Genomic DNA, 14,366 nt, shown 5'->3' with positions numbered 1-14,366 from the left:
GTCTCAGGCAGCGAGCGGACGATCACCCTCACGAGTGGCCGGCGTCAGCGGATGGGCCGGCCTTCGCGTTCGCGCTCGAGCTTCTGCTGCTTCTTTGTCGCCTCGCGGGCCTTATCACGGACGTAGAGCGCGTCCTTGTGCGCCAGTGGCGCGTCATGGAGGTTGTGGGAGCCGCGCAGAAAGTTCGACGTCCGGTCGGCAATGGAATAGGCCACGGCCTGCTCGACCACTGCACTGGTCCGACGGACTTCGGCCAATTCCTTCTGCAGCTTCAGCAACACCACATCCCGGCTGCGCCCGGCGGCCGCAAGAGCCTCCAGACGGGCCACAACGCTGCCCAGCAGCGGGTCACGTGAGCGGAACAGCTCAACTGCCCGTACCGTGGCGGGATCGGCATCGATGCGCAGATCCAGCTGTGCGAGCAGGAATGCTGTCACCAGAGTTCCCTGGCTCAGCCGCTGAACGAACTCACGGGCTTCACTGTCGGGCACTCCGAGCTCCCGGACGGCGGCAGCACGCAGTTGTTCTCGCAGCACGCTGATGATGCTGTCCGGCAGTGACTTGATGTTCGGCTGGCTCTTCACGCCCATGAGCCTGAAGCCTGACTGGGGGAGTGACGCTGCACTTTCGTCTCCTCCACCCGGGCCGACTTTTCTCCACGCTGTGTCGTTTTGCGCAGGCGCCTGATGGTCCGTGGGCTGGAGCGGGACCGGGGACGAGAGCACGTCGGTCCCGGCGGTCTCGTCGGCGGCCGCGGCAGATACATCCTGCGCGTCGTCGTGCGTCTGAAGGGCTTCCGTTACCGCTCCGTCTGCTGCTGTAACCCCGCCCCGCACGGGAGCAGGAGTCCCGGCAGCACCGGAATAACCGGAACGCCCGCCCAGCGCGGCGGCCCCTTCGTGCGCGATCTCATCAGGAGTCGGTTCAGCCTCCGGCTGCGGATCCTTTCCGGGCTCCCCGGGATTGGCCTGCAGCGCCCGGGCCCTGCCCTTTTTCAGACCATCGCTGCCACGGGTCCGATAGGCATCGAGGAACGACGTGTCGATGTCCATCCGCTCATCGGTCGACGGCATGATGCTGTTCACGTGTTGGCTCACGTCAGAGCCCCGTTCTCTGCAGGATTGTGCGTCACGTTGCTGCTCCTTCTGGAAAGCCCTTGTACAAATTCGGCCACTTGCGTCGCAGCTCGCTTCACATCCCTCACACGCAACAGGTGATAGCCGTTGATGGCCGCCCAGTCGGTCTTGATCCGGTTGCGACGCTGGATTACCAGGAATGCCCCCTCGGCCTGCTCAGCTGTCATCGAAGCGCACCACTTCACTGGCTCGAAATGCTGGAGGCCGTCGAACTCGATCAGTGCCCTCAGCGACGGCAGGTAGAAGTCGAATAGCAGGCGGGACCGGTCACGGCACGTCGGGTGACTCCACTGCGGGCGATAGGCGAAACCAAGATCATCCAGGACGAGCGCGATCAGCTTCTCGCCCTTGGGCCCACCGCACAGGGGGCAGCCGGCCCGGTTATGAATGTGATTGGTGACCGTCTGCCGGAAGACTCCATGCTCACGACAGATGACCTCGCACTTGACGTACGGGCCTGCATAGACGAACTGCCAATAGTCGTAGGCGTCGCCGTGAACCGAGCGCGCACGGGCGATCCACTCCACGCTGGAGAGCCCGTGACCGGAGCACTTGGGACAGCCGCACCGGTCTTTCACATGGACGGACGGAGTCTGTTCGAACGGTCCGTGCTCGCCGCAGATGATGACAACAGGCTTCGTCGTGGTTGCGTACTCGACGGCCGAGTAGTCGTACTTGTTGCCATGTACGGTGCGGGCCTTCCCGATCCATTCCGGGGTAGAGAGCCCACGACCGATGCACCTGGGACACCCATGCTCATTAACCACATGACTCTTCGGCGTCTGCTCAAAGTACCCGTGTTCGGGACAGCGGATCGTAACATTCGTGCGGCTGTTGACGTACCGCACGCACTCGTACCCAAACCGGTCACCGTGCACGAGATGCGCCCTCTCGATCCACTCGGATGTGGACGGCGGCGCCAGACCTGCGCAGGCCCGGCATCCCCGCCTCGCGCTGACATGCTTCACCGGTATCTGTTCAAAAACACCGTGCTGACGACAGATGATGACGACCTTGGTCTTCGAGTCGGCGTACTCCACCCGCGAATAGTCGTACTTATCCCCGTGGACCGCCCGGGCACGATCGATCCACTGCACTGTCGTCAGACGCTGACCCCCGCGGGTACGAACCGCGCCCATCAGAGCTCACCGTCCTCGGGGTCCAAAAGATACGTGTCGCCCCTCGTCAACGAAATGATCGAATCGAAGCCCTGGGTAATCACGCGCTCAAGGTTGGCCTGGTTGGTCGAGAGGGCCTTGAGCTCATCGACCAGCTGATTGAGGCGCGCGATCTCGAGGGTCGGCAGGTCATAATCGAGGTTCTCGCGTTGGATCTTCTCGAGCACCGCCTCGGTCACGTAATCGGTGACGGAAGCAAAGCCGTGCCGGCCGGACCAGTACTTCGCTCGTTCCCTGTCATCGGACGACAAGCGGACGAACATTCCGGTCCGCCCGTCGCTGCCGGGCTTTGATATGCCCGAAGACTTCGGCTCTGGCTGTGTAACTGGTGCCGCCTGTGGCTGTGCTCTATTGCTGGCCCGCTCCTGTTCGTGCGTAACAGTCATTGCGCGGCCTCTCCCCATCTATTCGACTGGTATCTATTACATTTTATCTGAATGGCTTATCGAATTGCTGTCGCATGCGGCATTGAAAAGCAGAAAGCATCAAAAGACGCGCCGGGCAGGGCCCGGGCGCGCAGGTGCTGTGTGCGGTCTGTCCTGTTCCGGGTTGGGGATCAACAGAGTTGATCCGGAGGGATCCGTGACACGTCATGTGCGTGCCGTTCGCGGGTGATGTCCCTTGGAGGTCTTGCCTGCGGCCAGTGATCCCCACCCACGAAGGACTCCATCATGACTGCTACTGCTTCGTTCAATGCCGACGCCGGAATCGCATCCACAAACCAGCCCGACGCTGACCTGCTGGCCCTGACGCTGAATGTCAGCGCCGACCAGACGACCTGGCACAGCGTTGTCTTCGAAGGCGAAAGCGCGGCGTACGTCGACCACCAGGCGACGGCGTACCTCCGCCAGCGCCCATACCTCGCCGTTGAACTGGGGGAGGAGCTGAACTGGGGGATGCTTCCGCGGACCTTCAATGCTGTGTTCAAGGGCATCACCAGGAACCAGCAGCTCCTCCAGGTCCAGACACTCTGATGCACATAGGCCAGGAATACCGGGTCTGATCAGCGCAGCTGATGCGGGACCCGTGATGCAAGGGCTTTTTGGATCAACGAAGTTGATCCGGAAGAAGCACTGAGGCGCGTTTCATCAGCGCGGCTGATGCGAAGGCCCGGGATGAAAGACATTCATCTGATCAGCAGTGCTGATCCGGATGGTGGCTGACAGGCACGTAACCAAGTACCTCAACCCAACCCATTTGCGCGGATCGAAGAGATCAACTGTGCGCATCCTGAATACAAGGAGAATCTCCCATGTCGAACCCCCGCAACAACGGAACCGTCATCGGCCGCCTCGCAAGCGACCCCCGGCACTTCACCAACCAGGACGGCTCCAAAAAGGTCGTCTTCACGATCATGGCCGACCGCAACTGGACCAACGCGCAGAACGAGCGCCAGGCCGACGGCATCCCCGTCGAGGCCTTCGTCCGCGCTGTGACCCAGGGTCTGGGTCCGTACTCGAACATCCACAAGGGCGACCTTGTCGCTGTGAACACCTCGCTGCGCATGGACCGCTACACCAGGAACGGTGATCAGGTCTTCGACCTGAAAGTCATCGCCGAGGACATCACCTTCCTCGAATCCAAGGCTGTGACCCAGGCACGCCTGGCTGATCGCGTTGTCGCCGCCGAAGCAGAGAACAAAGCTGCTGCTCTGGCTGCTGTTCCGGCTGCGCAGCCGGCCGTCGCGGCTGTCGTGACCACAAGCGCCGTCGACGAGCAGCTGCCCTTCCAGGCTGCTTAGCACCACACAACCCAGTACAGCCACAGGGGGAGTCCCCGCTCGAGAAGCCTCGCGCTGCTCGGGCGGGGATCTTCTTTATGCCACCGGGCATGCCCATTCCCGGACGCCGCAAGTGATGCCACAAGGATCAGCACAGCTGATCCGGCGTCATTGGCGAATGATCACCACCACTTCAGGAGATTCGCCATGACCGCCCTTGCACTTGTTCCCCTCGTCCCCGCCCCTGCAGCTTTTCCCTTCCACCGCGCAGCAGCAGCCTTTGCAGGCCCGGCCGCAGAGCCGGACCCGATCCGGTCACCGGCGTCTGACATACCTCCGGCAGCACGGCTACTCGCCGAAGCGTTCCCGCAGATTGTCGGCTTCGATGCCACCGGAATGACCGCCGAGGAAATCCACTACTTCCTCGGCGAATCGGCCGGTGTCGCGTACTGCCAGTACCAGGTACTCAGGGGGAGCAAAGGGAACGTGTAGTTAGTTCGGGGCCCACAAAGAGCGACATGCTGCTGTTCCTGCGGGCTGATATGGCCGGGATATCTGTGTGTCACATGCTTGTCACACACTATTTGGAGTTGTCATAACGGTGTGTAAAGGTTTTCAAGCGGTGCGCAGCAGCGCACCTTCTTCTCACTTCTGGATAATGGGGGATCCTCTTGTGAAAAATATTCCCGTGCCCGGGACAGGTCGGGCCGCCACGGTTTCTGCCGGGTCCCAGGGCCCGAAATCCCTGGCACTTCCTCATCAATCTGGTGCCTGTGACCGGGGCGGCAAATGACGCCCCAGGGAGCCGGGCGCACATTCTCCCGGCATAAGGCAGGCGTTCTGGCCTCCGTGGCCAGCCTCACGCTCCTGCAGATCGGCAATGCTGTAGCGGTCGGTCTCATCGACTCAATTGGCCCCGCAGGTGCCACCGTTCTGCGGATCGGGATTGCGGCTCTCCTTACCCTCCCTCTGATCTTCATGATGAAGTCATCGGGCCGGGTGCCAGGCCGGCTCATCCTGAAGTACGGGCTGGTGCTTGGGCTGATGCAGGTCACCTTCTACCAGGCGATTTCCACCATTGATCTGTCCCTGGCGGTTTCCATTGAGTTCACCGTACCTTTGGTCATCGGATGTATCCGGTCGCGCAGCACACTGGCCCGGGCGTCGGCCGCACTGGCCGTTGCCGGGCTCTTCATGATCCCCGCATATGGCACCGCAACCGCCATCGAAGGCATGCTCTATGCCGCGGCGACAGGGCTGCTCCTCTCCGCCTACATCCACGTCGGAACCTCAATGCCGCAGGACAACCACCCGATGCTCACCCTCAGTAAAAGCCTCTGGGTAGCGCTCCCTGTTTCGTTGGCTGCCTACCTCGTGGCTGCTCCCACCGCGGTTCCATTGACTGCTGAGCTGGGCCTCCACGCGCTCATAGTCTCCGTATTGACGCTGCTGGCCCCCTTCGCGTTGGAACTCTTTGCCATGAAGCGGCTCCGCGGGCTGGTTTTCGCGCTGATAGCCGCCCTCGATCCTGCACTGGCCTCCACCGTGGGCGCGTTGGCCCTCCATCAAAACCTGGATTTCCGGCAGGTGACCGGCATCGTACTTCTCACCCTATGCGCCGGCGTCGCCGTCTACGCCGAATCATCAACTTCACCAGAGAAAGTCACTGTGTCATGAAGACAGCACCCGTCATGGACATTCAAGGGCTTCTGGACGGCCTGGATTTGTCCTTTGAAATCACCACCGACACTCAAGCCCTGATCTCATGCGGATACTTCGACGCACCCACAGGGATCGACGATTTTTCCAGGAGCTCAATGATGGCTGGTCTCAGCCTCGGCCGGATGCTGGACACGGCCAGCGCGGCGCGCCCCGGAGCCCAATACACCGTCCTGGTCAACGACCTCGGAATGGACTGCTCCGAAGATGCCTGCACCCTGACATCGATCCGTGCGGAGGATATGGATACTTCGCCACTCCAGGAGATGGCGAATTCATTTGGCAGTGCGTTCAGTGTCGTTCGCGAGAAAACCCTTCGCAACCGCGCTGCACGCAAGATCAAAAACTGGCTCAAAGCTCCAGAGTCCGACCCGACACTTCACCTCGATGGAAATGAGATCCTGTTCGACTCAGATTCCCACCCACGGGTCATCGCCGGCGCTCTTAACGCTGCCGGCACGGGAATCCCCCGCTGTCCCCTGATTGTCAGCGAGTTTGAAGACATCTCGTTCCGGAGCCTTGAACGGACCCCGGACGCTGCGTCACGGATAATGTTCGATTTCATCCGGATTGCCGACCGGGACAAAGTCATCAAGGGCACCGAGATGTATATGAAGAGGCGTGCCCGACCCGCGGAAGCCATGGTTCTGATCTTTTTTGATGCCGAAACCCAGGACTTCGTCCCTGTCGTATTTAACTCTGACGACTACCACCGGGAGATCTGATGATTTACCTCGACTATCAGGCCACGACGCCCCTCGATGACCGGGTGGCAGATGTCGTGGACCGTGCTTCCAGGGAGCTTTGGGGAAACCCTTCAAGCCCGCACATGTTGGGATTGAAAAGCCAGCAAGCGATCGAAAAGGCGCGCCGCAGTATCTCGAAAGTGCTGAACTGCCGGCCAAGCGAACTGTTTTTCACTTCCGGGGCAACGGAATCCAACAACTGGGCCATCGCGGCTGCGGCTGGATCAGCCGGCAACCACGTCATTACTTCTGTCATCGAACATAAATCCGTCCTGGATGCTTCTAACGCTTTTCAAGAGCGGGGCGGCGATGTCACGTTCCTGCCCGTGAACGCACAAGGATGCGTCTCACCTGACGATGTCGCTGATGCCATCAGACCCAACACCAGCCTCGTGTCGGTAATGCTGGCTAACAATGAGATTGGATCCATCCAGCCGATACAGGAAATCGCAGCGATCACCCGCAAAGCCGGAGTCCTGCTTCACTGTGACGCCACACAGGGCATCGGCTATCTCGCTCCTGACTTCACCACACTGGGTCCGAACCTCATAAGTTTCTCCGGGCACAAAATTTACGGACCCAAAGGCATCGGGGCACTCTACATCGACAAAGAAACCCAGACCCTCCACGGGGGTTTCGGGAACATGCTGTTCGGCGGCGGTCAGGAGAGTGGCCGCCGGCCCGGCACCCAGAACATCACGGGCATCGTCGGTTTCGCCGAAGCGATGAAAATCTCCAGCGGGAATTCCGCGCTTGAACGCCAAAGAGTCCTCGAACTGAGAAGCAGGTTTTGGAACAAGCTGGCGAGTCAGGTTCAGACGGCTGCCGTCAACTCACCACTAAACAACGCGCTGCCGAATTGCCTTAATTTCAGAATTCCCGGCGTTGATTCAGTCGACCTGTTGTCAGCCGTGCCGAAGGTGGCCATGTCAACAGGCTCTGCCTGTAACAGCAGTGACCAGAAGCCCTCGCATGTGCTCCTTGCCATTGGCCTCGATAATGCCATGGCCCGTTCCAGCGTCCGTGTAGGATTCGGCCGGTTCACCACCACGGACGATGTCGATGAGGCAGCCGAACAGATTGCGGCAGCTGTTCTCCGCCTGCAGTAACAGCGTGGAGGAGTGCTCACAGAGAACTTCCCTATGAGGTTTACACCATCATCAACGTCACTCCCGGGAAGTACAGGTGGACGGTGTACTCCCACGCTGACGGATTCGATGTGCATGCCGAAGGCCGTGTCACCTTTGCCCGGCTGGAGCTGATTGAAGCCTTCTGAGGTTTCCCTGCTGCTAGTCGTCTTCCTGAACCCTGTGGTGCTCCTGTCGGGCACCACAGGGTTCCTTTTTTGATTCAGCGGTCACAGCGAGGCGCCCGAAGGAGAGTTGAGCCATGGCCAGATGCTGCCACGGAGACAACGCCGGTGGGTACCCGCGGCGCCCATAACCACGGCCACTGGCCCCCACAGGCAGTATCGAGCGGCTTCCAAACCTTCAAATACTCACGCCTATCGGATCTTTGGCGTTTAATCAGTGCAGGAGTATTTAGTCAGGATGGGGAAAGCCATGATGACCAACCGTCACATCGTGACTTCGGGTCGAACCAGATCCCATCGCAAGTCCGTGGAGAACAGCCTTCCGGACATCATTGGCTTTCTCATGGATCACCTTGGCAAGGTTCTGACCTCGGAAATCGCCGGCGTTAGTCCCCAAACGGTTGATGGCTGGCGAACAGGAACCCAGCGGCCGTCCACCGCGATCGAGCGGCGAATGCGCGAGACCTACGCCATTATCGTGAAACTTTCCGTCAAGGATGCATCCGGGACCATCCGGGCCTGGTTTATGGGAATGAATCCGCAGCTCGATGATGTGTCACCGGTGGAGGCGATGCGCCAGGACGAGTTCCGGGATGTTGCTGCCGCCGCCGATGCATTCCTGACGGGCGGTTAGCAGTTGGCCGGTTCGGGCTACCGGAACTCAGCGCCATGATCCAGCGCGCCTGAGCCTTACCCAGCCGAGGCAGCGTCGCAGTAAGCCGGGGCCAATTCCGAGAAAGTGCGCATACATTAAAGATTTTGCCTCCTCCCCGTCGAACCAGACAATCTTGAAGGAATCGAGCATTTCCTCCATCTCGGACTTGTCTTCGGCAAAGAATGAGTAGTCACTGTCTTGGATTTCCACCGTGCAGTCCGGTCCGGCGAACTCGAGAAGATACCACGCCGGCGTAGCTGAAGGCTGAGAGTAATAGAGGATAATACATCCAGCATGCGAGCCTGCCTGGCATAGTCCAATGGACGCACGATCGTTGCCTTTGGGCCCGACCGAGAAGTAGGGGCGTGACGAATCATGTGCACTGGAAGCCATAATTTGATTATGAGGCCGTGCCCGTGACGTCGAACACGAATGACAGGTGGAACAGTCCTCCCGATCGCGCTGACAGCAGTTCTCGTCTATCACGTCGTGATACGCGGTACCGCTGCAAAGCTTGCGACGCTCATAATCCTTGTGGTCGCTGTCATCATCGGCAGTCCAATGGACTCCGGGCTTCCCGTGGACGAATACCGGCCCATGCTGTTTATGACCATAGACGGGGCCAAGTCCCCATATGCGCTCGTAGCCATCAGGGCGATCCTCGCCGAACTGTTGCTCGAGGCCCGGAAGGCTGGACATTAGCCGCTCGTGGAGTGCCATGAAGCCGGGACTCCCGTCCCTCAGGCTCTCTTGCGCATGCCCCGCGGGCAGGCCGTACGAGTGAACCGCCCGGTCCAGCCAGCGGACGCTTGGCGGACAGGAATCCACCCATCGTCCAGCTGTTCTGTTTCAACCTTGGCTTTCGGTCCGAATCGAACAACATCTGGGTATATGTGGTCGTCGTTAGTGGCATTGCCGTAATGATGTGCGCTACTTCATCGGAAAACGCAAGAGCTGGAGTTAGCGCCACTGTACAAGGCCGGTAAAAGGTCTTTGTCCGTTGGCCTCGTTATTCATAGGGGATAGTTACGAATCCATCGGTCCATTGGTCCTCACCCAGCGTAAAAGAGTCAATAATGAAGCAGTCAGGTTCATCTTTGAAGCCTGGCTGCTGCCGTGCTCTTTCGATACGGCCTTCGGCTTCAACTTTTGTCGCGTAGATCCCCAGGATTTTCGTGTCGTCGCCGGACTGTTCGTCCCAGCTCAGTTCCCCGTCCTCGCCGAAATGTTCCGTTGGCGATCCGTCTAAAAATTTCGCATGACGGACATGCCAAACCATAAATACCTCCATGCTGAAAGTGTCTCATCGGTGTACGAGGACATGGTCCCGGTGAAGGCCGGCCGCAAAACGTCCCGCAAGCCGGTCCGTCGCCGGAAACCCCTCCGACCTGGCCAAAAAGTAGGAACTCATCGCCGGCAAAGCCCCGTAGAGGCTCCGATCAAGCCTGGACCGAGCTGGAGATATGCGTAGTCCGGGACGCCCCTGCGGCGTGCTGTCCTAGCCTGCGGCCGCCAGCCCAGACTTCCACCGTACGCTGTTGAAGCGCCGGCCTAGCTCCCTGCTCCGGAGGCGCCAGAAAAACCAGCAGGCACAGCACAGAGACTCCCGTGGATGCGAGGCCAGTGCGCCTGGATGGGGGAGTCTTCTCGTGCTCGCGGGGATCAGCACAGCTGATCCGGATCTGGACGGGAAGACCAACATCACTGTCTGAGGGGAACACTCCGTCATGAGTCCGCTCAAGAACAGCGCCGCGGCGACGCTTCGGCACGCCGGCAAGGCAGCCGGCCGCTTCCTCATCATGACCATGCTGATACTGAAGCCCCGCTCCCGGCACCTGCTGCTGTCGCCGGTGTCATGACCGGCCACCACACAGCAACCGTCGTCGGCATCTGGCTGAGCGCCGGGCGCTGATCCGCCCCGTTCTAGGGCACCGTCTGTACGCACTATGGCGTGTTGGACGCAACGAGGCTCGATTCCCCGCCCCGGGCCACGCCACCAATCCGAAACCGAAGGAGCACGAACACCATGACGACAATGATCGGCCGGCGCTGCCCCGTGGGCCCTGGCGGCCGCGACTGCCGCTGCTGCGGGGAACCTCCCGGCAAAGCCCGTACAGTCCAGCGCCGGCGCGCCAAGCGGCGGGAGCGCCGGGCCTGGAAACTTGCGGCACGTCAGGAGCACTGAAGTTTCGATTCTTCATCACCCCGTGGCATCTGCATGATGCTGCGGGGTGATTTCTTTGTTGGCTCAGCACAGCTGATCCGAGGGGTCCGTCGAAGAGCAACGCCATCGTTCTGCGCTGCAGGGCAGCGCCTGGGGTCTTGCTGCCGGAAGACATTCACTTCAGACCAAAGGAACAGCCATGACCGCCCTGACCACAACACATGTCCCGCTGAAGCGGATGAACTCCTCCATGCTCGTGTTCGAGCTCGACCGGGAGACCCGCCGGCTCATGCCAACCGGCCACGGGTCCGTCACCGCGGCCGCAACGATGGCCTCATTCCTGCACCGGGAACAGACGCGCTTCGTCAGGGGCGACCTGCCTCGCGTGCCATACATCGAGCACCCGCTCCGCGTCGCCCTCCGTCTCCTGCGCTGGGGCGTCGCTGATGCCGATTTGATTGCCGCAGCCCTGCTCCACGACATCGTCGAGGACTGCAGCCAGGAGCTGCTCGCCCTGTACGGCCACACAGGAGAGGAGCCGCTGGCCTGCCTGGAGCGGCTCTATGGGCACCGTGTCGCGCGCTTCGTGGACGCCGTGACCAATCCCACCGATGGAACGCCCTACGACGAGCACATCGCGCAGTTGGCCAGCACAGACTCACCGGCGCTGCTCATCAAGGCCAGCGATCTGAAAGACAACGCTGGATCCATTCGTCACCAGCTCGGTCACGGCCAGGACGCCCGGTTGTACAGGATGCTGCTCAAGTACCTGCCCGCCGTCGAAGTCGTGGCCAAGGGCCTGCGCGGCTCGCTGCGGTGCCTCACCGGCCAGGCATGCACCCTGGCCGCCGTCGCCGACATGGAAAGCCTCGTCCGTAGTCTTTCGGCTCTCTCCGCCGAGCACGGCATCGACTGAGCAGCGTGGTGCAGAGTCTGCGTCATCAGGGAGTACACCGAAGACCCTACCGCCACGAGCATTTGCTCCGGCGGTGGGGTCTCTTTTTTCTGAGCCGCTATACGCCTAAGGCTCCAGCCCCATGAACGGAGGATGGATCCCTCCCAGGAGCAGGGTCCCGAGCAGGAAGGACAGTACTGAAACAGCTGATCCCGAACGCGAAGACTGCCGGCTGCTCCTGGTGCAAGTGCGCCAGTTGATCCGTGCGTTATTTGAAATAGTCCTGACTGCGCAGTAGGCGTTCCTTGACCGGGCTGCCACGTCGGCCCCGGTCCCCAGTCCTGTGAGATCACAGGGGGCCGGATCGGCAGGTGCACGCTCAGATTCGCTCGTATGTCTTCACGAAGTTACCGATGTCGACGCGCTCCGGAACGGGGCCACGGGTCAGGGTGGAGGAAGGAACGCCAGCAGATGCGTGCGCAGCCGCGGACCGGGAATCTCGAGGAGGCAGGTTTCCATGCGTGTCTGGGTGGCTTCGGGGATGGGCAGCTCGGACGCGATGTAGCTCGCCATCGCCCAGGATGCCCGCGCGAAGGGACGCACCGCGGTGCATAGGTTGAAGCGGCCGGCGGCTGACACCCCGGCTCCCGCCTGTGTAGGCAGGTACGGTGCGGTGTGGCGGGGTGCCTACTGGCGTTGAGCAATTCCTATCTCAAGACACCGCATCGGTCCCCGAGAAGTCGCTCATCGCCGCCGAGGCTTCTCGGGAGTTTAGACGTGCACTCCGGCATGGACATATGACTCATCCATGAGGGGGAACTTTTTCATCCTAGGGTTGGAATCCGCTCAGAATCGGGCACGGGCGGTGCTGGGACCCGATTAGGGTGAATGCATGTTCAAGACGATCGAGTATCTGAAGTCCCTTGCAGCGCCGGCCACGGCCATCCTGCTTCTGGGGACGCTACTCATCCTCGAACAGCGCCATTTCGACCGGAACAGCGCTTTGCTGTTGGCGCTGATAGCCAGTATCGCTGTAGCTGAGGTACTGCCGGTGGCTGCCTTGGGGCTGGCTGCTCTCACCTTGGTCCTTCAGAGCTTCGCCGTCCTGCCGTCCGTCGCCCTGTCGGGCGTGCTGAGCTACGCAGCAGTTCCCGTTGTTATCTTCTTTGCCGTGATCGGCTGGAAGTCCCGGGCGCGATGGATCCCGCCGGCTGCTGCCGTTTTGTTCGCCGGTGTCACGACCATCAGCTGGTTTACGGATCAGACTTGGATCAATTTCATTTTCGGCAACCAGATTTACGGCCGGGAAGTTCTACGTATCCTCATGTACGCTTTTCTCATCTTCGGCGCGTTCGTGGCGTTGAACCTTGCCCCGTGGGCCGCTGGCCTAGCGGTGAATAACGCGTCGAGAAGCCGGAGGGCCCAGCTTGCTGCCGAGCTCCGGCTGCGCGAAACGGCAACAGAGCTCGCCATCGAACAAGAGCGCAACAGGATCTCCGGGGAGCTGCATGACGTCCTCGCGCATTCCTTGACGGTCATCGTGGCACAGGCCGAAGGCATACGCTTCATCCACCGCACGGAACCGGAATCCGTTAAGGAAGCCTCCGCAGTCATCGCCGAGTCCGCCAGGACGGCGCTAATCGAAACGCGCCGACTGATTGAAGGCTTTGCCACCGACAGGACAAACGAACCGGCCAACCGGGTCGAGGACCTGGCCGCTCTCGCTGACCGATTGAGCTCCAGTGGAATGCCGGTGCAGATTGCAACCACGGGCTCGCCCCGAGACTTGACGGTAGCCCAGCACCTGACGGTCTACCGGCTGGTCCAGGAAAGCCTAACGAACGCGTTCAAACACGCAGACCGGGCAAAGGGCGCAAGGTTGGGCCTCGCGTGGACCGCGAGTTCCCTCGAAGTCTCCGTCCGCTCATCACTTCTCCGAAGCCCCGTCCCTTATCAGGAAGAGGTGCGGTCGACCGGACGTGGAATTGCAGGAATGCAGGCCAGGGCAGCAGCCGCGGGAGGCTGGGTCGAAACGCTCCGCAGTGAGGAAATCTTCGAAGTGATGGCATTCCTGCCGTTGACCCGCGCTGACGGGCAAAGGGGATCAGCGGCCACGACGGCCCCACTCCCGGTCCTGACAGGCGCACGACTATGACCGAAGGACCGATCCGAATAGCTCTCGTGGATGACCAACCGCTCTTCAGCGCCGGGCTCAAAATGATTCTCCGCAGCCAGCCGGACATGGACCTCGTCGGAGAGGCCATCAACGGGGACGCGGCGGTGAAACTAGCCGGGGAAACACGCCCGGACGTTCTCCTCATGGACATCCGGATGCCCGTCATGGATGGCATTACCGCCACCAAAGCAATCCTGGGATCTCCGGACTTGGCGTCCATCAAAATCATCGTGCTCACCACGATCCAGCACGATGAAGCCGTCGTCCGCGCCATCCAGGCCGGCGCTGCTGGTTTCCTCACCAAGGACACCACCCCTGAGTTCCTGCTGGCCGCCATCCGGACCGTGCACGCGGGCCACTCCGTCATAGCACCGGCCCTAACGAACGAGCTCTTGCGTGACTACACCACACCGGCCGCGGGTAATGATGAGGTCCTCGCGGACCTGTCCAGCAGGGAACGTGATGTTTTCCTCCTTGCCGCCAAAGGGTTGGCCAACAGTGACATAGCCGCGTCCCTGGTGCTGAGCGAGGCCACCGTGAAGTCACACGTGGGCAGCATCCTGGCAAAACTCAGGCTTAAGAACCGGATCCAGCTTGTCGCCTTCGCTTACGAAAATGCCCTGTTGAGCTAGGAGCCACCCGGCCCTGCGCCCCTTTTACATGCC

General features: G+C 60.9%; 17 protein-coding genes. 12 read left to right on the top strand and 5 right to left on the bottom strand.

Features of this window, described 5'->3' with window-relative positions:
- Window positions 1-44: 44 nt before the first annotated feature.
- The 3 genes from ACFRAU_RS07525 to ACFRAU_RS07515 are packed head-to-tail and all read right to left on the bottom strand — an operon-like array spanning window position 45 to window position 2,700.
- Window positions 45-1,097 (bottom strand): hypothetical protein, encoded by a 1,053-nt coding sequence (locus ACFRAU_RS07525; RefSeq protein ID WP_377999390.1) that lies wholly within the window; start codon window positions 1,095-1,097, stop codon window positions 45-47.
- Window positions 1,094-2,233, bottom strand: coding sequence for a hypothetical protein (locus ACFRAU_RS07520; RefSeq protein ID WP_377999389.1), 1,140 nt, complete (start codon window positions 2,231-2,233; stop codon window positions 1,094-1,096). Before ACFRAU_RS07520 ends, ACFRAU_RS07525 begins: the two co-directional genes overlap by 4 nt.
- Window positions 2,234-2,274: 41 nt before the next feature.
- Window positions 2,275-2,700 (bottom strand): hypothetical protein, encoded by a 426-nt coding sequence (locus tag ACFRAU_RS07515; RefSeq protein ID WP_377999388.1) that lies wholly within the window; start codon window positions 2,698-2,700, stop codon window positions 2,275-2,277.
- Window positions 2,701-2,985: 285 nt separating this feature from the next.
- Between ACFRAU_RS07515 and ACFRAU_RS07510 the strand changes: the two genes are divergently transcribed.
- From ACFRAU_RS07510 to ACFRAU_RS07475, 8 genes are all read left to right on the top strand, one after another.
- Window positions 2,986-3,288: a hypothetical protein gene (locus ACFRAU_RS07510; RefSeq protein ID WP_377999387.1), complete on the top strand. Its 303-nt coding sequence runs from the start codon at window positions 2,986-2,988 to the stop codon at window positions 3,286-3,288.
- A gap of 278 nt (window positions 3,289-3,566) precedes the next feature.
- Window positions 3,567-4,055 (top strand): single-stranded DNA-binding protein, encoded by a 489-nt coding sequence (locus ACFRAU_RS07505; RefSeq protein WP_377999386.1) that lies wholly within the window; start codon window positions 3,567-3,569, stop codon window positions 4,053-4,055.
- A gap of 186 nt (window positions 4,056-4,241) precedes the next feature.
- Window positions 4,242-4,526: a hypothetical protein gene (locus ACFRAU_RS07500; RefSeq protein ID WP_377999385.1), complete on the top strand. Its 285-nt coding sequence runs from the start codon at window positions 4,242-4,244 to the stop codon at window positions 4,524-4,526.
- A gap of 297 nt (window positions 4,527-4,823) precedes the next feature.
- A complete protein-coding gene (locus ACFRAU_RS07495) occupies window positions 4,824-5,711 on the top strand; it encodes a DMT family transporter (protein ID WP_377999384.1) in 888 nt (295 codons plus the stop codon).
- On the top strand, window positions 5,708-6,478 hold the full coding sequence (locus tag ACFRAU_RS07490) for a hypothetical protein (RefSeq protein WP_377999383.1): 771 nt from the start codon (window positions 5,708-5,710) through the stop codon (window positions 6,476-6,478). The genes ACFRAU_RS07495 and ACFRAU_RS07490 overlap by 4 nt, the downstream gene beginning before the upstream one ends.
- Window positions 6,478-7,608, top strand: coding sequence for a cysteine desulfurase family protein (locus tag ACFRAU_RS07485; protein WP_377999382.1), 1,131 nt, complete (start codon window positions 6,478-6,480; stop codon window positions 7,606-7,608). Before ACFRAU_RS07490 ends, ACFRAU_RS07485 begins: the two co-directional genes overlap by 1 nt.
- Before the next feature lie 453 nt (window positions 7,609-8,061).
- Window positions 8,062-8,445: a hypothetical protein gene (locus tag ACFRAU_RS07480; protein ID WP_377999381.1), complete on the top strand. Its 384-nt coding sequence runs from the start codon at window positions 8,062-8,064 to the stop codon at window positions 8,443-8,445.
- Between the two features lie 453 nt (window positions 8,446-8,898).
- Window positions 8,899-9,168 (top strand): hypothetical protein, encoded by a 270-nt coding sequence (locus ACFRAU_RS07475; RefSeq protein WP_377999380.1) that lies wholly within the window; start codon window positions 8,899-8,901, stop codon window positions 9,166-9,168.
- A 307-nt stretch (window positions 9,169-9,475) separates the two neighbouring features.
- Here ACFRAU_RS07475 and ACFRAU_RS07470 read toward each other — a convergent pair whose 3' ends face one another.
- The gene (locus ACFRAU_RS07470) at window positions 9,476-9,745 is read right to left on the bottom strand and encodes a hypothetical protein (protein ID WP_377999379.1); all 270 of its coding nucleotides are present in this window, start codon (window positions 9,743-9,745) and stop codon (window positions 9,476-9,478) included.
- 448 nt (window positions 9,746-10,193) lie between these two features.
- Here ACFRAU_RS07470 and ACFRAU_RS07465 point away from each other — a divergent pair, with 448 nt between their 5' ends.
- Entirely contained in the window at window positions 10,194-10,325 is a 132-nt protein-coding gene (locus ACFRAU_RS07465) for a hypothetical protein (RefSeq protein WP_377999378.1), read from the top strand.
- A 504-nt stretch (window positions 10,326-10,829) separates the two neighbouring features.
- On the top strand, window positions 10,830-11,546 hold the full coding sequence (locus ACFRAU_RS07460) for an HD domain-containing protein (RefSeq protein ID WP_377999377.1): 717 nt from the start codon (window positions 10,830-10,832) through the stop codon (window positions 11,544-11,546).
- Window positions 11,547-11,969: 423 nt separating this feature from the next.
- Here the strand turns inward: ACFRAU_RS07460 and ACFRAU_RS07455 are convergent, their stop codons facing one another.
- Window positions 11,970-12,128 (bottom strand): hypothetical protein, encoded by a 159-nt coding sequence (locus ACFRAU_RS07455; RefSeq protein ID WP_377999376.1) that lies wholly within the window; start codon window positions 12,126-12,128, stop codon window positions 11,970-11,972.
- A 289-nt stretch (window positions 12,129-12,417) separates the two neighbouring features.
- On the opposite strand from ACFRAU_RS07455, the gene ACFRAU_RS07450 reads away from it, so the two are divergent.
- Together ACFRAU_RS07450 and ACFRAU_RS07445 are read left to right on the top strand one after the other, a co-directional pair.
- Complete coding sequence (locus ACFRAU_RS07450) at window positions 12,418-13,680, top strand: sensor histidine kinase (protein ID WP_377999375.1); 1,263 nt, start codon at window positions 12,418-12,420, stop codon at window positions 13,678-13,680.
- Complete coding sequence (locus ACFRAU_RS07445) at window positions 13,677-14,333, top strand: response regulator (RefSeq protein ID WP_377999374.1); 657 nt, start codon at window positions 13,677-13,679, stop codon at window positions 14,331-14,333. The genes ACFRAU_RS07450 and ACFRAU_RS07445 overlap by 4 nt, the downstream gene beginning before the upstream one ends.
- Window positions 14,334-14,366 lie beyond the last annotated feature (33 nt).

Origin of the sequence: Arthrobacter sp. NPDC056691 (assembly GCF_042791415.1) — a bacterium.
Lineage (GTDB): Bacteria > Actinomycetota > Actinomycetes > Actinomycetales > Micrococcaceae > Arthrobacter.
The sequence above is the reverse complement of the archived record's forward strand: the minus strand, read 5'-3'. Positions and strand labels throughout refer to the sequence as shown.